Raw genomic sequence first — 23827 nt, 5'->3', positions numbered from 1 at the left:
GCGCCGAGGGCGCGCTCACGCCGCGGGCGCCGCGCCGATCCACGCCGGCACGCCCAGCTGGTCGAACGGCCCCCGCAAGTCGTCGGGCAGCGGCGCGGCGATGCGCAGCGGGGCGCCCGTCTCGGGGTGCGCGACGGCGAGCTCGGCCGCGTGCAGCGCGAGGCGGTGCAGCGCGTAGCGCTCGCGGAAGAGGCGGTTGTGCTCGCCTTTGCCGTAGTTCACGTCGCCGATGATCGGGTGGCTGATGTGCTTGAGGTGCCTCCGCACCTGGTGCAGCCGCCCCGTGCGCGGGCGCGCCTCGACCACGGCGTAGCGCTCGAGCGCGTGGAGCCGCTCGAACTCGGTGACGGCCGGGACGCGCGGGCCCCCCTCGCGCCGCGGGATCGGGTGATCGATGCACCCGCGCTCGGGCGGCACGCCGCGGACGAGCGCCAGGTAGCGCTTCCGCGCGAGGCCCTGCTCGAACTGCGCGCCGAGCAGCGCCGCCGCGGCCGCGTCGAGCGCGACGAGCAGCACGCCGCTCGTCGCCCGGTCGAGGCGGTGGACCGGGAACACCTTCCGGCCCAGGGCTCGCTCGGCGAGATCGACGAACACGACCGGCGCGCTGCCCCAGCCGCGGTGCACGAGCAGCCCGGACGGCTTCGCGAAGGCCGCGACGCGATCGTCCAGGTGGAGCAGGGAGAGCTGCATCGCGGAGGCGCCGCTCAGCCGGTCCCCAGGGCGAGGTACCGCGCGAGCCGCTGGTACAGGGCGGCCGCGAGCTCGGCGTCGTGCTCGCACACCTCGGCGAAATCGTCCTTGCGGATCCGGATGAGCCGCGTCCGCGCCGCGGCGACCGGCAGGTCGCCCTTGCGCCGCGCGCCGACGAGCGACTCCGGGAAGAGCAGGCCGGAGGAGAGGATCCGCCGCCCGTCGGGCAGGTCCACGGCCCCGTCGAGCACCAGGTAGGCGACCAGGTCGCTCGCGACGTCGCGCGGGATGCGATCGCCCGCGCCGAGCTCCACCTCGACGCCCGCCGCGAGCGCCCCGAGCACCGCGGCCGGGCTCATGCCGGCGAGGAGCGGGCACGCGGACAGCACCGAGAGGTCGCGCGAGGACGGACCGGCGTCGTCCGCGCGCTTCACGAAGCGCTCCATGATGTCGATGACGATCACGCTCGCGTTGTCGAGCCCGCCGCGCTCGCGCGCGTGCTTGAGGAGGCCCTCGGCGACGTCCTGGGGGCCGCCCTTCGCGCAGAAGCGGGAGAGCGACGCCTCGCTCTCGATCGCGTTGTGCACCCCGTCGGTGCAGAGCAGGATGCGATCGCCGCGCGAGAGATCGACGAACAGGGTGTCGACCGAGACGGTGCCCGCGAGCCCGATCGCGTTCACGAGCGGGTTGCGCTGCGGCTTCCTGGCCGGGGTCGGCGTGCCGGCCGCGCGGAGCGTGTCGTAGAGGGCGTGGTCCTGCGTGAGCTGGACGGTCGTCGTCGGGCGGACGAGGTACGCGCGGCTGTCGCCCGCGTGGGCGAAGAAGGCCCGGCTGTGCGCGAGCACCACGAAGTCGAGCGTCGTGCCCATCCCCTGGTAGCTCGGCTCGGTGCGGCGCGCCTCCAGGATGGCCGCGTGCGCCGCCTCGCCCACGCGGCGGAGCAGCGCGAACACCTCGCGGCGCGCCTCGATGTTCGGGTCGGCCACGTAGGCGTCGAGGATGGCGGCCGCGGGCGGGCGGAGCACCTCGTCGCGCACCGTGTCGATCGCGATCTGGGCGGCGACCTCGCCGGCGGCGTGGCCGCCCATGCCGTCGGCGATGCCGAAGAGGGCGAGCTCGGGGCAACAGAGGATCCGGTCCTCGTTGCTCGGGCGGACGAGGCCGACATCGGTCGATGCGGCAAACTCGATGCGATAGTCGAAGCGCGGGAGGATCCGGGACACCGCGACCAGGATAGACACCGTGCGGGCGGCGTCAAAATCGCGCGGGGCTCGGCGACCGCGCGGTCGCTCCGCGCCCGCTCGCCTGCGCTCGTCCGCGCTCGCCCCGACCCTGCGCCGCGCGTTCGTTGCCGGGGCCACGCCGACGCCGCCCGGCAGGCCCTGCGCACCGGCCGCGGCGAGGCCGTGCCCCCGGCGGACACACCAGCGTGCAACGCGCACGGATCCACGGTTGGCCCGACTCTCGCGTCTTCCGGGGGCATGCAACTCATCGAGGTGGACGTCGGGCGCTTTCGGCTCGAATTCGGCGGTGGGCTCGGGCTGGAGGTCATCCTCCTGTTCAGCCGCTCGGTCGCCTTCTGGCGCTGGGGCGGCGAGCTCGTTGCGGAGGTCAGCGTCGGCGTGAGCTGAGCCGGACATCCGTCGTCTCGACCCTCGGCCAGCGGCCGCAGCAGATTCGGGACGTGCAGCGAAAGAGCCTCAGACGAAAAATTCCGGTAGGATTCGGCTCGACCGCATGAGGCCTTGCTGCTGTCTGCCATCCACCACGCTCGCTCCTGCCGCGGCGCCGCCGCAGGCCCGCACAGCGATTCCGCCGTTCACGCTCGAGCCTGGCAGGCCGGCGCCGCGAGCGATCCCGCGCGCGACTCGGCGCGTCGTCTGGAGCGCGCGATGACCGTGCAACCGCGGATCGACGTCGCGACGATGCGGCGCGCCCTGTCCACCGCCGAGGCGGTGATGGCGCTGAACCCGCCCGAGTCGCCGATGATCGAGGGCTACCGGCTGTTCCGGGTGTCGGGCGGCGACGTCGCGTGGCTGGACATGCCCGCGAACACCGGCGCGTACGCCGTGTTCGGCTCGCACCCGCGCTGCGACGTGAAGTTCGCGTCGGGCGACGACGTGTGCGTGCGGCACCTGGTCGCCACGTGCTGCAACCTGCCCGACGGCGGCTTCGGCCTGCGGCTCATGGATCTGCAGACCTCGATCCCGTTCTTCGTGGACGACGACGTGCCGCGGCGCTCGATCGTGGTCAGCGGCCCGCTGCTCGTGCGCATCGGCAAGCACGTGGTCGGCGGGCTCCCGGTCGGGCCGCGCGCCTCGTCGCGGGTGCTGCAGGTGAGCTCGTGCGGGATGAGCGAGCCGCCGCGCGGGCTCGAGAGCGTCTCGGAGAAGCCCGAAGGCGGCGCCGCCGTGCCCCCGTCCCCGACCGAGGGCATCACGACCAGCCACCGCTTCGCCCGCGGGGAGATCTCGCACATCACGTCGGTGCGGCCCGTCTCGCACATCGAGGAGATGGTCGCGCCGCGCGCCAAGACCGGGTACGTGCGGCTCACGCTGCAGTCGAGCGAGCGCAGCGCCGCGGTCGAGCTGCCCGAGCGGGCGCTCGACGACGGCGTGCTGCTCGGGCGCGCGGACAACTGCCTGGATCGCGGGCTGCGCGCCGTCCTGAGCACCCACATCTCGCGGACCCACCTGCTGCTCCTGCGCGACGGCACCGAGGTCATGGCCCTCGATCTCTGCTCGACGAACGGGACGAGGTACGCGGGCCAGAAGGTGCGCCGCGTGATGATCCCCGCCGAGGGCCTGGCCCTCACGCTGGGCCCCGAGCTGACGCTGATCTGGCACCCGCAGACGTGACGCCGTCCGCCCTCGCGGCGGGCCGGAGCGGCGCCGGCGCGCGCCGGCGAGGGGAGCGCGAGCCGGCGCAGGGCGCGACGCCGGACGAGGCGATCGCTCCCCCGGCGCCCTGCCGGCCCCCGCGGCGCGCCGCGCGCTACGACAGGAGCTGGCGCGCGATGACGATGCGCTGGATCTGGCTCGTGCCTTCGTAGATCTGGAGGACCTTCGCGTCGCGCATCATCTTCTCGACGGGGTACTCCTTGACGTAGCCGTTGCCGCCGAACACCTGGACGGCGTCCACGGCGGTCTGCATGGCGCTGTCGGCGCCGTAGGCCTTGGCGAAGCTCGAGACGATGGGGTCGCGCACCCCGTGATCGAGGTTCCACGCGGCCTTCTGGTAGAGCAGCCGCGTCCCCTCGACGCGGATCGCCATCTCCGCGAGCATCCACTGGATCAGCTGGTGGTTGCCGATCGGCTGGCCGAACGTCTTGCGCTCCTTGGCGTAGGCCACGCACTCGTCGAGGCAGCGGCGCATCAGGCCCGTCGCGGCCGCGCCGATGTCGGGGCGGGTCTGGTTGAAGGTCTCCATGGCGAGCTTGAAGCCGTACCCCTCCGCCGCGAGGAGGTTCTGCTTCGGCACCTTCACGTCCTCGAGGAACACCTGCGCGGTGTCGCTCGCCCGCTGGCCGAGCTTGTCCTCCTTCTTGCCGACGCGGAGGCCGGGCGTGTCCCGGTCGACGATGAACGCCGCGATCCCCTTGTGCCGGAGCTCCGGGTTCGCGGTCGCGAAGATCACGTAGTAGCGCGCGTAGCTCGCGTTCGTGATCCAGCACTTCTGCCCGTTCAGCACGTAGTCGTCCCCGTGCTTCGTGAAGCGGGTCTTGAGCCCCGCGACGTCGCTGCCCGCGTCCGGCTCGCTCGTGCAGTAGCTCGCCATGATCGGCTCGGCGGTGAGCATGCCGAGGTACTTCTTCTTCTGCTCTTCGCTGCCCGCGAGCTTGATCGGCGTGAGCGCGAGCCCGTTCGCGAGGAAGCTCGTCTGGATGCCGGTACAGCCGTACGAGAGCTCCTCGGCGAGGAGGGCGTTCTCCATCTCGCCCATCCCCGGGCCGCCGTACTCGGCCGGACAGCTCGGGTTGACGAGGCCGATGTTCCAGCCCTCCACGAAGACGTCCATCGGGAAGTGCGACTTCTGATCGCACTCGGCCGCGATCGGGGTGATGCGCTCCTTCGTGAAGCGACGCGCCGTATCGATGAGAGCCTTGTGCTCTTCGCTCAGAGAGAAATCGACCACGTGACCTCCGGCTAGTACGGCAGGGACGGCGCTCGCCGAGCCCGCCGGCAACGGGGACGAGGGCTCGCGCCCCCGATCACTCCTTCATTCTGCGCTTGCGTCGCTCGAGCTCGGCCCGCACGGCGCGGCTGCCCAGGATATAGCCGATGATCAGCCCCAGCATCAGCACCACGGGGATGTAGAGCGCGTGCTGCGGGGTCATCTCCCCGAGGTTGGGCATCAGCTCGTCCCCTGACCCGCGCCCGCCCGCGCCTTCCGCACGGCGGCCTCGAGCGCGTCGATGCGGCGGTCGATCTGCTTCTGCCGGCGCCAGGAGAGGAAGACCAGCCCGAAGATGATGAGCCAGATCGCGGCGTAGGCCTCGACGAGCAGCTTCTCGCCGCTCTGCATCTCGTTCCCGCCCTCCACGGGGCGGAACGCCTGCGCTCGGTCGTCCGTGGCCGTGCCCGTCGGTTGCTGCAGGGCCGCGTGGGAGAACAAGGAATGAAGGGATTTCACGTTGTCAGTCCTCTCCGATACCGACTTCGAGGGCCTCTTGCTCGAGCTCCGCGAGCCGCGCGGACGCGAGATCGACGCGGAGGCGCGACCACAGGAGCGCGAGGGAGAGCAGGGTGAACGAGAGGAAGCCGAAGCCGAGCGCCAGCTTCATGTCGGGGTGCCCCAGGCCACCGCCCTTGCCCGTGATGACCGTGGGGTGGTTACCGCCCCACATCTTCACCGAATAATGGATGATCGGCAGGTTGGCCGCGCCGAGGACGCCGAGGGCCGCGGCGAACTTGCGCTCGGCCTCGCTGTCGCCCGTGAAGGCGCGGAGCACGACATAGGCGATGTAGATTAGGACGCTGAGGAGCGAGGTCGTCAGGCGCGGATCCCACGTCCAGTACACGCCCCACGCCTTGGCGGCCCACAGCGGGCCGGTGATGAGGACGATGAGGCCCATGGCCACGGCGACCTGCGCGCCGGCCTTCGCCAGCGAGTCCCACCACTGCGTGCCGCGCGCGAGGTAGCCGGCCGAGCCGATGAAGCAGGCGGTGGCGCCGAGGTACATCGCGTAGCCGGCCGGGGCGTGGAAGTAGAAGATCTTCTGCACGACCCCCATCGAGGCCTCCGTCGGCACGACGTAGGCGACGAAATGGAGCGTCCCGATGATGGCGAGGGCCGACGCGGCGAGCAGGACCGAGAACGCGATGGTGGAGGCGCTCGACGCGCCGCCCGCGCCGCGCCCCGCCGCATCTCCGCTCGCCGCCAAAGCCACCCTGCGCGGCGCCCGCTCGTCGTTGGCTCCCATATGCTGGCGCGCCACCGTAGTGCCAAGGACGGTCGCGTTCAAGCCGCGGTGAAGGTCGGACGGGGACGGCGAGGCGCCGGCGAGGCAGCCCACGCGCTCAGCGCGGCCGCCCCCTCGGTCACGTGCCGTCCGGAGCGATCGCGTCCCAGCCCGTCGCTTTCGCGAGGCGCGACATCGCCATGTCGAGCTCCATCGTCGCGTTCAGCTGGCTGAAGCGGTTCGTGGCGTACGCCTTGGCTGGATCAATCAGGTCCTTCTCCGCCATCGTCCCGACGTCGATTCCTTGCTGGACCATCACGAGCCAGCGCTTCCCGTACCTGGCCGCCTTCGTGTAGGCGTCGAGGCGCTTCTGGGCCTCCACGACCTCGGCGTAGGCGGTCTCGACCTCGGTCGCGACCCCGCCCATGGCGAAGCGCTGCGTCGCGGCCATCTCCTCGAGCTGCGCCTCGGCGAAGCGGATGCGCGCCGACTGCGGGAGCAGGTCGAGCTTCCACTGCAGCACGAGCGCGGCGCCGTAGTGGAAGTAGTTGCCGGGGTCGCTGGTGAACGGGTTCAGCTGATCCGCGACCTCGGGCGCGGCGCTCACCCCGGCCTGCAGCCCGATGCCGATGTCGGGGAACAGCTGCGCGCGCGCGAGCCGCACCTGGGCGGACCTCGCGTCGAGGCCCGCGCGCGCCTGCGCGAGCTCCGGCCGGTACAGGCGCGCCGCGGTCAGGTAACGGCTGACGTGCCCGAGCCGGTGCTTCGGCGGGCGGATCGGGACGTCGGGGATGTCGAGCTCCGGGACGCCCGTGTAGAAGCGCAGCCCGGCCAGCGCGACCGCGATGTACTTGTCGACCTCGGCCCCGCGCGCCTCGAGCTCGGCCCCGAAGGTCTGCAGCTTGAGCAGCTCGATCGGATCGCCCTCCTCGCCCTCGACCTGCTCCTCCAGGCGCCGGAGCGCCTTGTCCATCTCGGTCCGCACGTCCGTGAGCAGGCTCCGCGAGTCGCGCGCGAGCTGGAGGCCGAAGTAGGCCTTGCGGACGTCGAGCCGCACCGCGTCCCGCTCCTTCTCCACGCTCGCCTGGTTCACGCGGACGTTCGCCTCGGCGGCGTCCCAGAGGCTCGTGATCTTCCCGAAGGTCCAGAGCGGCACCACGCCGTCGATGTTCGCGCGCCAGGCGACCCCGAGGCTCGAGGTGAGCGAGACGTCGGTGTTCGGGCTGAAGATGTTGTTGCCGCGGACGGTCGGCGCGAGCGCGACGCCGCCGGTCAGCTTGAACTGCGAGAACGGGGCGTAGTGGGCCTCGTCGAGCTGCGCGCGGACCTGGCTCAGCTTCGCGCGGGCGGCGAGGACGTGCGGGTGGTTGCGATCGGCGAGCGCGAGGACGCGCGGGAGATCGAGGACCACCGCCGCCTGCCGCCGGGGAGCGCCGCCGGTGTCGGCGGCGGCGGCGGGGAGCGGGGCGAGCCGGACCGCGAGGGAGACGGCGGCGGCGACAAGAGCACCTCGTGCAGCGCGTCGGGCCATTTTCGGCGCAACGTAGCACGAGCTGGCCGCGCGCTTGCGCGGCGCGCTCTGCCCGACGCGCGCGTCAGCCCGCGCCGCCCCTGCGCGGCGGCGCCGCCGTCTCCGCGCCGTCCACCTCCCCCTCCCCGGGGCCTTCCCCCTCCCCTGCGCCGCCTCCCTCCCCGGGGCCTTCCCCCTCCCCTGGCGCGTCCCCCATCGCCGCCTCGTCGCCCCGCGACGCGACCTTTTTCTTGAGCCTCCGGAAATTCGAGCGATCCATGCCCGCCTGCCGCGCCGCCTCGCTGAGGTTGTTGCCGGTGCGCTGCAGCAGGCGCCGGATGTAGATCTGATCGAACGCCTCGATGGCGCGCTCCTTGGCCTCCGCGTACGGGAGCTCGCAGAGCTGCGCGGGCAGGACGAGCGCGTCCCTCGGAGGGCGCCGGTCCGGCCCGGCGCGCCCCGACACCGCGGGCGGCAGATCCGCGGGCAGGATCGCGTCGCCGCGCGCGGAGAGCACGGCGTGCTCGATCGCGCTCTCGAGCTCGCCCGCGTTGCCGGGCCAGGCGTGCTCGCGCAGGAGGCGCGCCGCCTCGGGGCCGATCCGCGCGACGCCGCGCCCGTGCCGGCGCGCGCACCGGTGCAGGAAGTGGCTCGCGAGCAGCGCGATGTCCTCCCGGCGCCGGCGGAGCGGCGGCAGCTCGATGACGACGACGCCGAGGCGGTAGAGGAGGTCCTCCCGGAAGTCGCCGGCGGCGGCGCGCGACCTCAGGTCGGCGCACGTCGACGCGATGACGCGGACGTCGACCCGGCGCGGCGCGTCCGCCACCACGGCGGCCCCCGCCGCGGCGACCTCGCCGTGCGTGAGGACCCGCAGCAGCCGGGCCTGGGCCGCGAGCGGCAGCGCCGAGACCTCGTCGAGGAAGAGCGTGCCCCCGTCCGCCGCTTCGATCAGGCCCCCGCCGGCGCCCCCGTCCGGCGAGGCGCCGCGATCGCCGCCGAAGAGCTCCTCCTCGGCGCGCGGCGCCGGGAGCGCGCTGCAGTCGACCGCGACGAACCGCCGCCCGGCGCGCGGCCCGCGCCGGTGGACCGCGCGCGCGACGAGCTCCTTGCCCGTCCCGCGCTCGCCCACGAGCAGGATGGGCGCGGCCACGGACGCCACGCCGAGCGCCCTCCGGTAGGCGTCCTGCATCGCGGCGGAGCTCGCGATCACCTCGCCGAGCTGCTCGTGCTCGCCGACGCGCTCCTCGAGGGCCCGCGCGCGGGCCTCCATCCGCCGGCGCTCGATCGCGCGCTCGACGGCGATCGAGAGCGCGGCCTCGGGCTCGACCGGCTTCGTCACGAAGGCGTACGCGCCGGCGCGCACGGCCGCGACCGCGGCGTCGAGCTCGGCGTGGCCGGCCATCACCACGACCTCGACGTCGGGGTGCGCCGCCCTGATCTGCTCGAGCACCTCGGCGCCGCTCATGCGCGGCATGGCGAGGTCGAGCAGCACCGCCTCGACGCGGGTGGTCGCGAGCAGCCCGAGCGCCGCGGGGCCGTCCTCCGCGGTGAGGACGTCGAAGTCGCGCACGAGCGCGCGCGCGAGGTTGCGGCGCTGGGCCGGCTCGTCGTCGACGAGGAGGATGCGGGCGCGAGCTCGGGCGTTCACGAGGCGGAGCGGCGGGGCGGGACTAGAGCGGCTTGCGCGGCGGGAGATCGGTGCCCCGGCGCGTCTGCGGCTCCCTCGGCTCGTCCGTGGCCGCGGCGAAGGCGGGATCGCTGGACTTCCGGAGCTTGGGCGGGGGCGGCGGGGGCGGCGGATCGGCGCTCCCCGTCGGCGTGTAGATCTGGCCGTGCTGCTGGAAGACGCAGATCCGGTTGCCGCCCTCGCGCTTCGCCTGGTGGAGCGCGCTCTCGGCGGCGCGGATCAGCGCGTCCTTGGAGCGGACGTCGCGCGAGGGGTAGAGCGAGACGCCGATCGACACGCTGCACGGCCGCGACGCGCCGCCGAACTCGACCGGGTTGCCGGACGCCTCGCGCCAGATCCGCTCGGCCACGGTCAGCGACCCGGCGAAGTGCGTGCTCGGCAGGACGATGAGGAACTCCTCGCCGCCGTAGCGCGCGACCACGTCGACCTCGCGGACCGAGCGGCGGATCCCGTCGGCGACGCGCCGGATCACCGCGTCGCCGAGCGTGCGCCCGCCGGTCTCGTTCATCGCCTTCAGCCGATCGATGTCGACGAGCACGCAGGCGAACGGCTCGTGGTAGCGCTCCGCGCGCTTGAACTCCTCGTTGAGCCGCGTGAAGAGGTAGCGGTAGTTGTAGAGCCCCGTCATCTCGTCGTGGATCGAGAGCTGCTCCAGGTACGCGCGCTGCGCCGCGACCTGGTCGTGCAGCCGCTTGATCCGGAGCATCGCCCCGACGCGCGCGAGGAGCTCCTCCTCCTCGAACGGCTTGCACACATAGTCGTCGGCGCCGATCTTGAGCCCCTCGACCCGGCTCGCCGTGTCGGCCTTCACCGTGACCAGCACGACGGGGAGGAACGACTCGGCGGTCATGCTCTTCAGCAGCCGGCACGCCTCGAGGCCCGTGAGCCGGGGCATCACGATGTCGAGGAGCGCGAGGTCGACCCCCCCGCGCCCGATGACCTCGATCGCCTCCTGGCCGTCGTCGACCGCCTCGACCTGGAACCCGGCCTTGTGGAGGATGCTCACCAGCATCTGGCGCGCGAGGCGGTCGTCGTCGGCGACCACGATCCTCGCCGGTCGACTGCTCATGAGCTCGGCCGGCGCGGAGAGCGGAGCGCCTCGGATGTCCTCGCTGTTCGGCACGGGCACATCCTCCCTTCGGGCGGGGCCGGGCGCAACGAGATCGCACGACAGCGGAAGCCCGCTCGCCGCCGGTCGCGCGGGCCGCTCGCCGGCGCGGCGCCGGCAGCCGCGGGGGTCGCGCGCGGCGCCGGCCGCCGCGGGGGTCGCGCGCGGCGCCGGCCGCCGCGGGGGTCGCGCGCGGGCTGCCGTCGCGCTGGTTTCGCGGTAAGGACCCCGCATGAATCAGGCGCGGTTCTGGAAGCTCGCGGCGCTCGCGCTGGCGTTCACGCTCGGCGTGATCCTGTGGGGCGCGTCCGTGCGCGCGACCGGCTCGGGGGCCGGCTGCGGCAGCCACTGGCCGACGTGCAACGGCGACGTCATCCCACGTTCACCGAGCGCGGCGACCTTCATCGAGTTCACGCACCGCGCCACCTCGGGCGTCGCCTTCCTGCTCGTGGCCCTGCAGCTCGTCTGGGCGCTGGTCGCCTATCCGGCGGGGCACCCGGTGCGCGGCGGCGCGGCGGCGTCGATGCTGTTCATGGTGACCGAGGCGGCGGTGGGCGCCGGCATCGTCCTGCTCGAGTACGTCGCCCACGACGCGTCGGCGGCGCGCGCGCTCTGGATGGCGGTGCACCTCATCAACACGTTCCTGCTCGTGGGCGCCATGACGTGCACGCTCTACTGGGCGCGCGGCGGCCGGCGGGTGCGCCTGCGCGGCCAGGGCGCGACGGGCGCGCTGCTCGCCGCCGCGCTCGCGGGCGTCCTCGCGGTGGGCGTGACCGGGGCGATCGCGGCGCTCGGCGACACGCTCTTCGCGGCGGGCTCGCTCCGCGAGGGCCTCGCGCAGGACTTCTCGCCCGCGGCGCACTTCCTCGTGTCGCTGCGCGTCCTGCACCCGGTCGTGGCGGCGGTCGTGAGCGTCTACCTGCTCTACGCCCGCGGCGCGATCGCGGCCCGGCGCCCCTCGCCGCTGGTCGAGCGGCTCTCCGCGGCGACCGGAGGGCTCGTGCTGCTGCAGATCGGCGCGGGGGTCGTCAACCTGCTGCTGCTCGCGCCGGTGTGGATGCAGCTCGTCCACCTCCTGCTCGCCGACGCGCTGTGGATGGTCCTCGTCACCCTCGCGGCCGCCGCGCTGAGCGAGGAGGTCCCGGCGCCGGACGCGGGCGCGCGCGGGGAGAAGGCGCGGCCCGAGGCGGTCGCCACGCCGGGGTAGGCCGGCAGCGCGCTAGAGATCGCCCGAGCTCTCGTCGCCCCGCTCGGGCTCCTGCGAGATCGTGCGGCGGACCGCGCGCTGCCGCGGCGCTCCGGCCTGGGCCGCGGCGCTCTGCGCGGGGAGGGACGCGGGGAAGTCGACCTGGAGCACCATCCCCTGGTCGGTCTCGATCACGCGGTAGGTCGCGTCGGTCTGCGCGCGCAGCTCGATCACCATGTCGAGATCGTTGCCCTGGTCGACGAGCTGCACCTGGGTCACCGGGGTCGCGAAGAACGAGGTGACGAGCGGGAAGCGGTTCGTCTGGATCGCCCCCGCCCCCTTCATCCGGTAGACGAGGCGCCCCGCGGCCTTCGACTCGGCGACGTCGACCTTGCCGCCGTGGATCTGCACGAACACGCGCGAGCCCCCGGTCGGGAGCATGCGGAAGCCGGGGAAGGTGGCGACCGGCCGTCCGGTGAGGTCGGCCTGCGCGTCCTTCGGCTTCGGCTTGCGCGCGCGGGGGGCGCGCTGCCGGGCGGGCTGCGGCGCGCCGGCGCTCTGGCCGCGCGGGCTGCCGGCCGCCGCCTTCTGCGGGGCGGCGGCGCTCGCGGGCGCCGGCGCGGCCTTCGGGGCGGCCGGGGCGGCGGGAGCGCCCTGCGCGAGGGCGAGCGGCGAGGCGAGGCCGAGGGCCAGCGAGAGGCTCAGCGAGAGATGCCGGGGAGGTCGCACGCTACCAAGTACAGCACGCGCGCCGGGTCCGGAAAAGACGGCAGCGCGTTAAGCTCGGCGCGTGCCGCCCCGCGTCGCCCGCCTCTCGCACGTCATCGGCGTCGACGACGCGCCGTTCGCCCGCGATCACCGCGGCGACGTGCCGGTGGTCGGGGCCGTCTTCGCGGGGCTGCGCCTCGAGGGGGTGCTCTCCACCCGCGCCCGCCGCGACGGGCGGAACGCCACCCCGGCGATCGCCGCGATGATCCGGGGCTCGCGCTTCTACGCGCAGGCGCAGGTGGTCCTGCTCCAGGGCATCGCGGTGGCGGGGTTCAACGTGGTCGACATCGCGGCCCTGCGCGACGCCCTCGCCCTCCCGGTCGTGGTGGTGGCGCGGCGCCTCCCGAACCTCGACGCGATCCGCGACGCGCTGCTCTCGCGCGTGCGGGGCGGGCGCCGCAAGTGGGCGCTCATCGAGCGCGCCGGGCCGATGGAGCCCGTCGGGGGCGTGTACGTGCAGCGCGCCGGGCTCTCGCTGGAGGACACGACCGCGCTGCTCGCGCGGCTGTCCGTGCACGGCAACCTCCCAGAGCCGCTGCGCGCCGCGCACCTCATCGCCGGCGGGCTGACCACCGGCGAGAGCCGCGGGCGCGCGTGACGGGCGGGGCTAGAGCGGGAGGCGGCTCGCGGCGCTGGCGGTGCCCGGCTTCTCGACCTTCTTCCCGCGGCCGGTCACCTTCGAGTAGATGACGTCGAGGTTGGCGGTGATGTCGAGGTAGAACTGCGCTTCGGGGCTGTGGAAGAAGTTTCGCCGCCTGCCGTCGAGGCCGATCTGCCGGTTCGTGTTGTTGTACCCGAGCGTGAGGTCGACGACCTCGAAGATCGGGTAGTTCAGGCTGACGTCGAAGGCCGTCTGCGGGACGTAGGTGGTCCCCTGGGAGCCGTCGTACGGGGCGCAGCCGGTCGCCGTCTCGGCGCATCCCCCCTCGAACTCGTGCTTGAAATCGCTGAGCAAGGCGAAGCTCGTCCCCAGGGAGAGGTCCTGATAGAGCGGCACGTCGACCTGGAGGCTCGTGGCCAGACGATCCATCGCCAGCGACGTGCCGCTCAGCTGGTCGTCCGGCGCCGTCTCGCCGCTCGGGGTCATCCGCGGTCGCGCGAGGCCCTCCCTCACCGGCGTGTACGAGTCCGCGAACAGGTGGGAGTAGCTCACGCCGAGCGTCGCCGTCACGTGGTTGAGCCCGTCGGCCTTCGCGCCGAGGAGCTTGATCTTCTGGATGAGCTGCGGGCCCACCGACACGGTGAAGTACTTGCCGGAGTTCCAGCTCGCCGGCGAGGTCGGCAGGATCAGGCGCAGCCGCATGGCGGCGTCTGTCTTGTACTCGCCGCGGTCCGCGCCGCCGCTCTCCCAGAGCTCGCGGCTGTACCGGCCGTTGAGCGCGATGTCCTTGAACTGCGGCTCACGGTAGGTCGTCGTGATGTCGCTGTTCGTGAGCTCGGTGACCCAGCCGATCTCGGCGGACACCGACACCTTGTCCTTCGGCCGGTCGAGCACGTAGAAGTTCGGCCGGAAGGTGAAGTCCCAGCCGTAGACCTGGTCGGCAGGGATGTACTCCCCGCCGACGCCGAACAGGGTCGTGCTGGCGCCCTGGTTCCAGGTGAACGTCGACCCGCGCCAGCGCAGGGTCGTCTCCTCTTCCTCCTCCAGCACGGCGTCGGCCGCGGTGCCCTGGCTCCACCGCACCGCGGGCGACGTGATCGGCCCCGGCTCAGGTCCCGGGGTCTGCGCGGGCGACGGCGGCTCCGCCGGAGGCGGCGGCTCCGCGGGAGGCGGCGGCTCCGCGGGCTGAGCAGCAACGGACGGCGCAGCAGCGGGAGCGGCACCGGGCGCGGCAGCAGCACCGGGCGCGGCAGGAGCGGCAGGGGTACCGGGAGCGGGCGCGGACGCTTCCGGGGCGGCCGGCGCCGGAGCGGTCGGCTGAGCTGGCCCGGCGGGCGGAGCCGGATCGGCCGGCGGCGCTTTCGGCGGCTCGGGCGGCGTCTGCGCGGACGCCACCGAGATGCTGCCCAGGACACCGGCAGCCACAAGCAACGAACGGAACGTCATCTGCACTCCCTCTCCTGGTCCCTTCGGACCCTCACGCTCCACCGCGCGCTCGGCCAGACGTCCGCCCGCGCTCCGCACGCCCCCCGGGCCTAGGCGCCGGGAATCCGCCCTCTTTGCAGAAAACGTACCCCGCCGAAGTTTCTCGATAAATATTCGAAACCATTATATATTCAGGGCAACCACCGCGCGCGCGTTACCCCGCTGACGCGCGCCGCCGTTGCGAATGTGACGATGGCTGAAGTAAGCCAACAGGCCATGGACCCGATGTCCTTCCCGGGCGACAGGGACTCGCCCCTCTCGTCGCGATCTCCCGGAGGCCCCCGCGGCGACGACACGGGGGGCCACCGGCCCACCGAGATCAATGCCCTCCTGGGCCGCGGCACGCACTTCGAAGGCAAGCTCTTCTTCGAGGGCCGGGTGCGCATCGATGGCAGCTTCCGCGGCGAGATCCGCGGCGAAGACGTGCTCGTCATCGGCGAGGGGGCGCTCGTGATCGGAGAGATCCACGTGGTCACCTGCATCGTCACGGGCGGCGAGGTCCAGGCGAGCATCCGCGCCCGCGACGCCATCGAGCTCTACGCGCCCTCCAAGGTGACCGGCGCGCTGCACGCGCCCGCCATCTTCATCGATCGCGGCGTGCAGTTCGACGGGTCGTGCAAGATGGCCCCGCTCGACGACGACGCTGGCGAGCGACCTCTGCGGCCGCCCGCGGCGTCCTCCGAGCCAGACGCCGACGTCGCCGGACAAGGCGCGAAGACCGCCGAGGACAGCGGCGGCGGCGCGCAGCGCGGCCCGACCGCGAAGCGCTCCGACGCGGATCGCTGAATTCCGACCTCCGCCGAAGATCGCACATTTTCTGTAGCGTGCAGGGGTGCGGCTGCCCGCTCAGCGAGTTACATCTATCGAGCGGCTGCGCTCTCGCCGCCCGAGGCGCACGCCCGCGACGTGGCCGGCAGCCACACGCCGACGGACGCTGCTCGCACAGGAGAGTCCATGAAGAAGTGGTGGTCCCTGTCCCTGATCGCCTTCTCGCTCGCCGTCCTCGCCCTCTCGCTCTCGCCGCGCGCGGCCCGCGCCGCCGATGCCGAGTCCGAGAAGCTCGCTTCGCTCGGCAAAGCGCTCCGGTACACGCTGAAGACCACCGGGCCAGCATCCACGATCGACACCGGGGGCGCGGCGATCCTCATCAAGGCGCCCCTGCCGACCGTCCGGAAGATCGTCACCTCCTACGGTAGCTACAAGTCGTTCATCACCTCCTTCGACCAGAGCCGCGTGCTGGCGAAGCGCAAGGGCACGAGCGAGGTCTATCTCCAGGTGCCGATCCTGAACGGCGCCGCGCACATCTGGACCGTCGCCGACATGTCGCCGCCGACGAAGGACGGCGCCGACGAGGTGATCTCCGGGCGCCACAAGCGCGGCAACGTCGCCGATTTCCGCGCCCGGTGGCGGCTCCGCGCGGTCGACGAGCACCACACGATCCTGAAGCTCGAGCTCTTCGTGGACCCGAAGCTCCCCTTCCCGCCCTCGGCCGTCACCACGCAGCTCACCCGGGCGGCGGACAAGGCGGTGACCGCCGTGCGGAATCGCGCGCAGGCCGAGGCGCCCGCCGGCGCGCGGGCCGGCACCACCGCCGCTGCGGTTCCCGGCGCACCCGCCGCCTCGAGCGCGCCCGCGACCGCCTCGAGCGCGCCCGAGGCGGCCCCGGGCGCGCCCGCGGCCGCCTCGGGCGGCGCCGCTCCGGCCGCGCAAGCCAGCGAACCGAGCCGCACGAAGGCCGCTCCCGCCCCGTCCGAGGTCGCGTCCGAGATGCCGCCGGCCGAGGACGACAGCGTGCGTCGCCACAAGGACATGGCGCGCCGGTAGCTATCCCCTCCATCGGTTGGACGTCTCCCGACCGAGCGACCCAGACACCTTCCCCTCCATCGCTGTCGAGATCGCTCGCGACGCGCATCGTGAAGCGCTGTCGCCGCCGGTAACCGCCGCGGACCGCCGAGCCTGTTGATAACCGGAGAGCGCCCCGGGCGTGCCCTCTTGCCGCCCGGCCGCTTGCAAATCCGCAGGATCACGGGCGATCACCGCCCGGACCGCCCGCGGCGCCCAACCGGCTTTTCAACACGCCTTCCGATCTTCCCACAAGAATTCCCACATTCCGCGGGAGTTTTTCAACAACCCACGCGCCCGGCGGAGGTTGCGAGGGGACGGATGCATGAAGTAAAGGCTCTGCGGTGAGGTATCCCTTGCCGGACGAGCATCCAGGCGCACCGGCGCCCTCCCAGCATCCTGCCGCGCCGGGCGCCAGCGCTTCCCAGGAGCGGCGACTGGCCGTCTCGTGGCGGTGATCAGGACATCGCTCCTCATCGTCCCGACCGAGCGGCACGTCGAGCGCGAGCTCGCCGCGCTCGACCCGCGCGCCGCGGGCCAGGAAGTGCGCTCTCGGTGGAGCTTCGTGTCCGAGGCGCTCGCCCTGCTGGCGCCCGACGTCGCCGTCGCGAGCCCGCAGGCGACCCGCCTGGCCACCCGCCTCGCCCTCGACGCGCTGCCGCCGGACCGGCTCAGGCAGCCGGCCGAGCCCGCCGCGCGCGTCGCGCTCGCGCACGCCCTGGACCGCGCCCTCGGGAGCTTCCGGCGCGCCGGGACGTCCCCGGCAGATCTGCGGGCGCTCGGCACCTCGTACGCGGTCGCCATCGCCGAGGTCCTCGAGCGGGCGGACGCGGCCCTGCGGGCGGCGCGCCTCGTGGACCCGCGCGGCGCAGGGTTCCTGCTCGGCCGGGCGCTCCGGTCGGCGGGCGCGGCGGGCGCGCTGCCGCTGCCGCGCAGGGTCACGATCCGCGGCGCCGTCGGCTGGGAGCCCGACGATCTCGCCTGGGTCGAGGCGCTCCACGCCGCCGTCCGCGCCTCGGGCGGCGCGGGCGTGACGGTCGAGCTGCCCGCGCTGCAGGGCGACGGCGCGGCGGCGGTCGCCGACGTCCTGGAGCGGCGCTGGGCCTCGCTCGAGGACGCGCCGGAGATCGCGTGGGTGCCCGACCGGGAGGCGGAGCCGCTCGCCGCGATCAGCGCGAAGACCGCGGAGGGCGAGGCGCGCGCCGCCGCCGCCGAGGTGGCCGCCGCGCTCGGGCGCGGGGTGCCGCCCGAGCGGATCGCCGTGGTCGTGCCCGCCCTCGACGACGCCGCGCTCGAGCCGCTCCGGGCCGCGCTGGCCGACGCGGGCGTCCGCTTCTCGGAGCCGCGCGGCCGCGCCGCGTCGAGCTGCCCCGACGGGCGCGTCGCGCTCGCGATCCTCCGCCTCGCCGTGGGGCCGGTGCGCCGCGAGCAGGCGATCGAGATCCTCCGCGCGCCCGGGGTCCACGCCGGCGCCTGGGTGGACCGCACGTCCGCCGCCGAGGCAGAGAAGCGCTCGGCCGACCTCGCCCACCGGCTGCGCGACGTGCCCGTCGAGGTGGATCGCACGGGCCGGCTGCTCATCGAGAGCCTCATCTCGGTCGTTGCCGCCCGCCGCGCCGACCGCCGCGCGGGGCCGCCGCGGGCCGCCGGGCGCGACGCGCGGATCGAGGAGGCGGAGCTCGAGCTGGGCCTCGAGGCGCTGCACCGCGCGGGCGACGCGCACGGCGACGACGACGAGGCGTGGATGCCGCACGCCCTCGAGCGGCTGCTCGCCAGCGCCCGCTGGATCGGCGAGGCGACGACCCGGCCCGAGATCGTGCGGCGCTTCGTGTCGCTCCTCGACAAGCTGAGCTTCGGGGAGCCCGGCGTCGAGGAGCTCCGCGCGGCGCTGCGCGGGGAGCGGCGGAGCGGCGGCGCGATCGCGCTCGAGGCGATCGGCGCGATGGGCCAGAGCGCGCGGGCCGCGCGCGCGATCCGCGAGCAGGCCGAGGCGCTCGCGCGGGCGGCGCGCGATCTCGGCTGCGAGGACCGCCCCGCCAGCGCGGCCGAGGTCTACGCGGAGCTCGAGCGGGCCGCCGCCGAGCAGGGCGCGGGGCCGCGCGGCGACGCGGGCCGCGCCGGCGCGGTGCGCGTCGACGTCGCCGCCGGGCTCGCGGCGCTCGAGCACGACGTCGTGGTGGTGACCGGGCTCGACGCGCGCGCCTACGGCGGCAGCCCCGGGGCGGACGAGACCCTGCTCGGCGAGGCGCTCCGCGCGAGGCTGCCGGCGCCGAGCCGCCCCGCGTCGGGGCGCGAGCGCCAGGCGGCCCAGCGCGCGGAGCTCGGCTGGGCGCTCGCCGGCGCGCGCAGCGTCGCGCTTTGCTTCACGCGCGGGGACGACAGCGAGCCGAACGAGCCGCACCCGGTCTTCGCGGCGGCCGTCGCGGCGGGCGCTCCCGAGCGGGCGGAGCCCGCCTCGCGCGTGGCGCCGGACGCGGCGGCGCTCGGGCCGCGCGACGCGGAGCTCATCGCCCTCGCGGGCGGCGGGCGGCCGGCGCCGGACATCGCCGAGCGGGTCCGGATCGAGCGCGCCCGCGCGGACTTCTTCCTGGATCCGCGGGCGCCGCTCGATCGCTACACGGGGCGGGTCGTGCTCGACGAGGATCCCGGGCTCGGCGCGCAGCTCCGGGCGGCGATCGGCGGGGCGCACCCGGACCGGCCGATCGCGGTCACCCACATCGAGCGCGCCGTGGGCTGCGCGTTCGCGGGGTTCGCGCGCCGCGTGCTGCAGGTGCGCCGCGCGGAGGACCTCGCGGAGTCGGCCGACGCGCGGGAGCGCGGCACGCTGATCCACCGCGCGCTGCAGGCGTCGTTCGAGGCGCTGCGCGAGCTCGGCCCGGACCGCGATCCGGCCGAGCAGCTCGCGGCCGCGCGCGCGGCGGCCGAGGCGGCGCTCGGCGTGTCGGCGCCCATGGCGCCGCTCCGCCGCGAGGCGGTCGAGAAGGCGATCGCGGACGTGATGGAGGTCGTGGTGCGCGCCGTCGACGGGGAGGAGTCGTCGCCGGAGCTCCGCTTCTTCCTGGCCGAGCGGCGCTTCGGCGCGGGGGAGCCGCCCCCCTGGCAGCCGCTCGAGCTGCCGCCGTCGGACGACGACGCGGACGGCGCGCCGAGCCTGTGGGTCGACGGGCAGATCGACCGGATCGATCGGTCGACCGATCGGCGCGTGGTGCGGGTGGTCGACTACAAGACCGGGAAGCTCCCGGACGCGAAGGAGCGGCGGCGGGCGCTCCAGCTGCCGCTGTACAGCGCCATCGCGGCGCGCGCGCTGGGCGCCGAGGAGGTGCGCGCCGTCTACATCGGCGTGCGCCAGCGCGGGCTCATCGAGCTGTGGCCGGGCAAGGTCGAGGAGCAGCGCGCGCTCGCCGAGGGCTGGGCCGAGTCCGCGCGCGCGGCGCGGGCGGCGGTCGTCGCGCTCTGGGAGGGCAAGGCCGCGCCGCGGCCGGTGGTGGCGACGATGTGCGCGCGCTGCGACGCGCGCGACGTGTGCCGGCGCCCCGCGGTCGTGCCGACGGACGAGGCGGCGGAGGAGGTCGCGTGAGCGCGGCGCCGCACGGGGCGGAGCTCGCCGAGGGCGACGCGCTCATCTACGCGTTCCGCCGCAACGTCGTGGTCGCCGCGAGCGCCGGCACCGGGAAGACCCACCGCCTCACGGCGCTCTACGTGCTGCTCACGCTCGGGCTCACCTCCGTCGGCCAGGCCGACGACGCGACCGCCGCGCCGCCGGTGCCGCCGGACCGCATCGTGGCGACGACGTTCTCGCGCGCGGCGGCGCGAGAGATCGCCCACCGCATCGAGCGATCGCTCCGGGAGATCGCCCGCTGGGACGGCGCGTCGAGCATCCCCTTCGCCGACATCCTCCGCGCGCGGCAGGCGGCCGTCGCCGGCCCGCGCGGCGCGGGCGGCGCCGCGGCGCTGTCGCTCTCCGAGCTGCGCAAGCGCGCGGAGGACGCGCTCGCCCGCCTCCCGGCGGCGCGCATCGACACGCTCCACGGCGTCGCCAAGCAGATCGTCGACCGGCACGCGATCGCGATGGGGCTCTCCCCCTCCGCCCGGATCCTCGACGAGGAGGAGGCGCAGGCGCTGAGCGACCTCGCGGTCGACGAGGCGCTGAGCCGGGCGTTCGCCGAGGGGGGCGAGCGCGCCGAGGCCGCGCGCGCGCTCGTCGCCGCGACGGGCGGCGTGGAGGGCGCGCGGAGCGAGGTCACGCGGCTGCTCGACCGGCTCGACGAGGACGGCCTCGCGCCGCGCCGGCTCGCGGTGTCCGACCACGCCGCCGAGGGCCGCGCGCTGGCGCGGGAGCTGCGCCGCCTCGCGGTCGAGAGCGCCGCGCTCGGCAGCGCGGCGTTCCGCGAGCCGGCGGCGGCGCTCGCCGCGGCGCTCGGCCGCGAGGGCGACGGCGCGCCGTTCCCCGCGAGCGCGGCGAGCGCCCCGCTGATCGAGCTGCTCACGCAGCGGAGGCCGCACAAGAGCAAGTGCACGCCGGCGGACGAGGCGCTGCTCGCCTTCCGGGAGGCGCTGCCCGGCGAGACGAACCGCGACAAGGCGCTGCAGCTGCTCGGCTTCCTCCGCGAGGCGCCGGCGCTGTCGCGCCGCGAGGCGCAGATCATCGAGCTGCTGGAGGAGATCCGCGAGCGGCTCGCGGCCACCCGCCGCACCGAGGGCGGCCTCGGGTTCGGGGACCTGCTGCGCGCCGCCCGCGACGGCCTGCGCGACGATCCGGCGATCGGCGAGGCGGTCCGCGGGTCGGTCGACGTGCTGCTCGTCGACGAGTTCCAGGACACGAGCGCGGTGCAGCGCGATCTCGTGTACCTCCTGCGGGAGCGGGGCGACGCGGCGCTGGCGCGCCCGGCCGGGGTCGCCCCGACGGCGGCCAGCCTGTGGGGTCACGGGCTGTTCCTGGTCGGCGATCGCAAGCAGTCGATCTACGGGTTCCGCGGGGCCGACGTGTCGATCTTCTGCCGCGTCTGCGCGGAGCTCGCGGGGGCCGCCGCGGGCCGCGCGCTCGAGCTCTCGCCCTCGCTGTGGTCGCCCGAGCCGAGCGCCGACTTCGTCGCGCTCCGCGAGAGCCGCCGGTCGACGCCCGAGCTGCTCGCGTTCATCAACGCGTTCTCGGCGCGCGATTTCGCCCAGGATCGCGCCCCCGGGGCGCCGGGCGGCGGCGCGGGCGCGCCGCGCGAGTTCGAGATCGCCTACAGCGCGGCGGAGCACCTCGTCGTGGCGCCGGGCGGGGCCGCGCGCGGCCCGACGCAGGTCGTGCTCGTCGACGACGACGGCAGCGCCCCGGACGGGGTCGACGCCTTGGTGCGGGACGCGCGGGGGCAGCTGCGCGAGGCGCTGATCGCGGCCGCGTACATCGCGCGGCGCGTCCGCGGCGCGGGCGGCGGCGGTGGGGCGGCGGAGGGCGCCGGCGGCGATCTGCGCTTCCGCGACGTCGCCGTGCTCGCGAGGCGCCGGAGCACCATCCCGCTGGTCGAGCTCGCCCTCGCGCGCCTCGAGATCCCGTACGTGGTGGCGGGCCGGGCGCTCTTCGACGCGCCGGAGGTGCGCGACGTGGCCGCGATCCTCCGCCTGCTGCTCGATCCGCGCGATCGCCTGGCGCTCGCGACGGTCCTCCGCGGCCCGGTGGTGGCGCTCTCCGACACGGCGCTCGCGGTCCTGGCGCCGCCGGGCCGCGGGCTCACCGTCCCGCTGCTCGGCCGCTGGTCGAGCGCCGCTCTTTCGCCGGGGGGCCGCGCGGCGGGGCCCGAGGACGAGGGGCCCGGCGGCGCGCGCCCCCTCCCCGCGCTCGCGCGGCTCTCCCCGGCGGATCGCGAGCGGCTCGAGGGGTTCCGCGCCCGCTTCGCCGGCCTGCGCGGCGCCGCGCTCCGCTCGACGCCCGGCGAGGCGATCCGCGCCGCGATCTCCGCCTTCGATCTCGACCGCGTCCTCGCCGCGCTCCCCCGCGCCCAGGCCCGGCTCGGCAACGTCGACCGGCTGATCTCGATCGCGCGCCGCCGGGGCGGCTCGCTCGCGAGCTTCGTCCGCTGGCTCGAGCGCCGGATCCGCGACGAGGCGGACGAGCCCGAGGCCGCCGTCTTCTCGCCCGAGGACGACGCCGTGCGGCTCACGACGATCCACGCCAGCAAGGGGCTCGCTTTCCCGGCCGTGGTGCTCCTGGATCTCAACGCGGAGCCCCGCGCGGATCAGCCCGGCCTGAGCTACGTCCCCGCCGCGGGGGATCGCCCCGCCGCGCTGCTCGTGCGCCACCACGCGCGGCGCGTCGACCGGACGTCGCGGCTCGGCGCGCTCTACGACGTCGAGGCGTCGGCGCACGGGCCGTCGCTGCCCCTCAGCACGCCCGCGCTCCAGGCGGCGCGCGCCGAGGTGCGGGCGCGGGAGCGGGCCGAGCGGCAGCGGCTCACGTACGTCGCGATCACCCGCGCCGAGCGCGAGCTGGTGCTCGTCGGCGCCGCGGCCAAGCCGCGGAGCGGCTCGGCGTGGCTCACGCTGAAGGGGCCGAGCGCCGAGGACGCCGCGCCGCTCGCCGGGGCGATCGGCGCGACGCTCGAGGCCCGCTCGCTCCTCGCGGAGGCCAGGCCGCCTGCGCCTGGCACCGACGCGTACGCGCGCGCCGCGCCGGTCCCCCGGCCCGCGCCGGCGGCGGCGCCCGCGCGGGCGCGGACCGTGCTGATCGCGGCCGCCTCGCTCGCGGCGTTCCAGGGGTGCGCGCGCCGCTTCCGGCTGCGGCACCTCCTCGGGATCGGCGAGCCCGCCGGCGAGGGCCAGCTCGGCCTGTTCGACGTCGAGGGCCCGCCGGAGCTGCCGGGCGAGGAGCGCGTCGAGCTCGAGGACGGCGCAGATCCGCGCCCGCCCGGCCGCGCCGCGCACCGGGTGCTCCAGCGCTGGCCGCGCGCGCGCTGGGGAGAGCCGACCGAGGCCGCGGATGTCGTCGCGCGGCTCGCCTTCGAGGGGCTCGCGCCGAACGGCCCGGACGCGCTGCGCACGGCCGAGGGCATCGCCCGCTTCCTGGGCGGGCCCTACGCGCGGCAGGCGCGCGGCGAGGAGGCGGCGCTCCTGCGGGAGGAGGCGCTCGTGCTCGACGTCGAGCCCCAGAGCGCCGGAGAGCGGCGCGGGGCGAGGCTCGCGCTGTCGCTCGCGATCGACCTGGTGGTCTTGCATCCGGGCGGGCTTGTCGACGTCATCGAGGTCAAGCGCGCGCGACCCCGGGCGGATCTCGCGCCCTACGAGCTCCGCCTCCGGGCGTGCGCGCTCGCCCTCCGGAGGCGCCACCCGGACCGCCCGATCCGCGCCGGCGTGCTGTTCCTCGGCGCCGAGGTGGAGCCCGTGTGGCTCAAGGGGTCGGGCCCGATGGGGGCGATCGCCGACGAGGAGCACGCGCGGTTCGAGCGCGAGCTCGCCCGGCTCGCCGAGCGCTTCTCCGAGGCGACGGCGGAGGGCCGCTTCGACGGCGTCCCGATCGAGGCGTGCCGCAGGCTCCGCTGCGGGTTCGTGCGGGCCTGCCACGGCTAGC

At 75.0% G+C, this 23827-nt stretch carries 19 protein-coding genes; 8 read left to right on the top strand and 11 right to left on the bottom strand.

Features of this window, described 5'->3' with window-relative positions:
* Nucleotides 1-15: 15 nt before the first annotated feature.
* Both WME83_RS17385 and WME83_RS17380 read right to left on the bottom strand, forming a co-directional pair.
* A complete protein-coding gene (locus WME83_RS17385) occupies nt 16-690 on the bottom strand; it encodes a pseudouridine synthase (protein WP_437320401.1) in 675 nt (224 codons plus the stop codon).
* Nucleotides 691-704: 14 nt separating this feature from the next.
* Nucleotides 705-1931 (bottom strand): protein phosphatase 2C domain-containing protein, encoded by a 1227-nt coding sequence (locus WME83_RS17380; protein WP_437320400.1) that lies wholly within the window; start codon nt 1929-1931, stop codon nt 705-707.
* A 240-nt stretch (nt 1932-2171) separates the two neighbouring features.
* On the opposite strand from WME83_RS17380, the gene WME83_RS17375 reads away from it, so the two are divergent.
* Together WME83_RS17375 and WME83_RS17370 are read left to right on the top strand one after the other, a co-directional pair.
* Nucleotides 2172-2321, top strand: coding sequence for a hypothetical protein (locus WME83_RS17375; RefSeq protein ID WP_020735437.1), 150 nt, complete (start codon nt 2172-2174; stop codon nt 2319-2321).
* Nucleotides 2322-2582: 261 nt separating this feature from the next.
* Nucleotides 2583-3548: an FHA domain-containing protein gene (locus WME83_RS17370; RefSeq protein WP_437320399.1), complete on the top strand. Its 966-nt coding sequence runs from the start codon at nt 2583-2585 to the stop codon at nt 3546-3548.
* Nucleotides 3549-3684: 136 nt separating this feature from the next.
* Here WME83_RS17370 and WME83_RS17365 read toward each other — a convergent pair whose 3' ends face one another.
* The 7 genes from WME83_RS17365 to WME83_RS17335 form a co-directional block, all read right to left on the bottom strand.
* Nucleotides 3685-4824, bottom strand: a complete 1140-nt coding sequence (locus WME83_RS17365) for an acyl-CoA dehydrogenase family protein (RefSeq protein ID WP_437320398.1) — start codon at nt 4822-4824, stop codon at nt 3685-3687.
* A 76-nt stretch (nt 4825-4900) separates the two neighbouring features.
* Entirely contained in the window at nt 4901-5044 is a 144-nt protein-coding gene (locus WME83_RS17360; protein WP_020735434.1) for a hypothetical protein, read from the bottom strand.
* Nucleotides 5044-5322, bottom strand: a complete 279-nt coding sequence (locus WME83_RS17355) for a CcmD family protein (RefSeq protein ID WP_148313652.1) — start codon at nt 5320-5322, stop codon at nt 5044-5046. The genes WME83_RS17360 and WME83_RS17355 overlap by 1 nt, the downstream gene beginning before the upstream one ends.
* Before the next feature lie 4 nt (nt 5323-5326).
* Nucleotides 5327-6112, bottom strand: a complete 786-nt coding sequence (locus WME83_RS17350) for a cytochrome c biogenesis protein (protein WP_437320397.1) — start codon at nt 6110-6112, stop codon at nt 5327-5329.
* A gap of 118 nt (nt 6113-6230) precedes the next feature.
* Nucleotides 6231-7622 carry a TolC family protein gene (locus WME83_RS17345; RefSeq protein WP_437320396.1) on the bottom strand — a complete coding sequence of 464 codons (1392 nt, stop codon included), beginning with the start codon at nt 7620-7622 and terminating at the stop codon, nt 6231-6233.
* Nucleotides 7623-7686: 64 nt separating this feature from the next.
* Nucleotides 7687-9249 (bottom strand): sigma-54-dependent transcriptional regulator, encoded by a 1563-nt coding sequence (locus tag WME83_RS17340; RefSeq protein ID WP_437320395.1) that lies wholly within the window; start codon nt 9247-9249, stop codon nt 7687-7689.
* A gap of 22 nt (nt 9250-9271) precedes the next feature.
* A complete protein-coding gene (locus WME83_RS17335) occupies nt 9272-10411 on the bottom strand; it encodes a GGDEF domain-containing protein (protein ID WP_437320394.1) in 1140 nt (379 codons plus the stop codon).
* A gap of 217 nt (nt 10412-10628) precedes the next feature.
* On the opposite strand from WME83_RS17335, the gene WME83_RS17330 reads away from it, so the two are divergent.
* Entirely contained in the window at nt 10629-11603 is a 975-nt protein-coding gene (locus WME83_RS17330) for a COX15/CtaA family protein (protein WP_437320393.1), read from the top strand.
* Between the two features lie 12 nt (nt 11604-11615).
* On the opposite strand, the gene WME83_RS17325 is transcribed toward WME83_RS17330, so the two are convergent.
* Nucleotides 11616-12311, bottom strand: coding sequence for a hypothetical protein (locus WME83_RS17325; protein WP_437320392.1), 696 nt, complete (start codon nt 12309-12311; stop codon nt 11616-11618).
* A gap of 61 nt (nt 12312-12372) precedes the next feature.
* Here WME83_RS17325 and WME83_RS17320 point away from each other — a divergent pair, with 61 nt between their 5' ends.
* Complete coding sequence (locus tag WME83_RS17320) at nt 12373-12948, top strand: DUF99 family protein (protein WP_437320391.1); 576 nt, start codon at nt 12373-12375, stop codon at nt 12946-12948.
* 9 nt (nt 12949-12957) lie between these two features.
* Here WME83_RS17320 and WME83_RS17315 read toward each other — a convergent pair whose 3' ends face one another.
* Nucleotides 12958-14034, bottom strand: coding sequence for a hypothetical protein (locus WME83_RS17315; RefSeq protein ID WP_437320390.1), 1077 nt, complete (start codon nt 14032-14034; stop codon nt 12958-12960).
* 594 nt (nt 14035-14628) lie between these two features.
* Here WME83_RS17315 and WME83_RS17310 point away from each other — a divergent pair.
* From WME83_RS17310 to WME83_RS17295, 4 genes are all read left to right on the top strand, one after another.
* Nucleotides 14629-15222 (top strand): bactofilin family protein, encoded by a 594-nt coding sequence (locus WME83_RS17310; RefSeq protein ID WP_437320389.1) that lies wholly within the window; start codon nt 14629-14631, stop codon nt 15220-15222.
* Nucleotides 15223-15390: 168 nt separating this feature from the next.
* Nucleotides 15391-16260, top strand: a complete 870-nt coding sequence (locus WME83_RS17305) for an SRPBCC family protein (protein ID WP_437320388.1) — start codon at nt 15391-15393, stop codon at nt 16258-16260.
* A 472-nt stretch (nt 16261-16732) separates the two neighbouring features.
* Entirely contained in the window at nt 16733-19855 is a 3123-nt protein-coding gene (locus WME83_RS17300; protein ID WP_437320387.1) for a PD-(D/E)XK nuclease family protein, read from the top strand.
* Nucleotides 19852-23826 carry a UvrD-helicase domain-containing protein gene (locus WME83_RS17295; protein WP_437320386.1) on the top strand — a complete coding sequence of 1325 codons (3975 nt, stop codon included), beginning with the start codon at nt 19852-19854 and terminating at the stop codon, nt 23824-23826. The genes WME83_RS17300 and WME83_RS17295 overlap by 4 nt, the downstream gene beginning before the upstream one ends.
* Nucleotide 23827: the final 1 nt, after the last annotated feature.

This window comes from Sorangium sp. So ce385 (assembly GCF_051474135.1).
GTDB classification, from domain to species: domain Bacteria; phylum Myxococcota_A; class Polyangia; order Polyangiales; family Polyangiaceae; genus Sorangium; species Sorangium cellulosum_D.
This window is presented reverse-complemented; position numbering and strand designations above follow the sequence as displayed.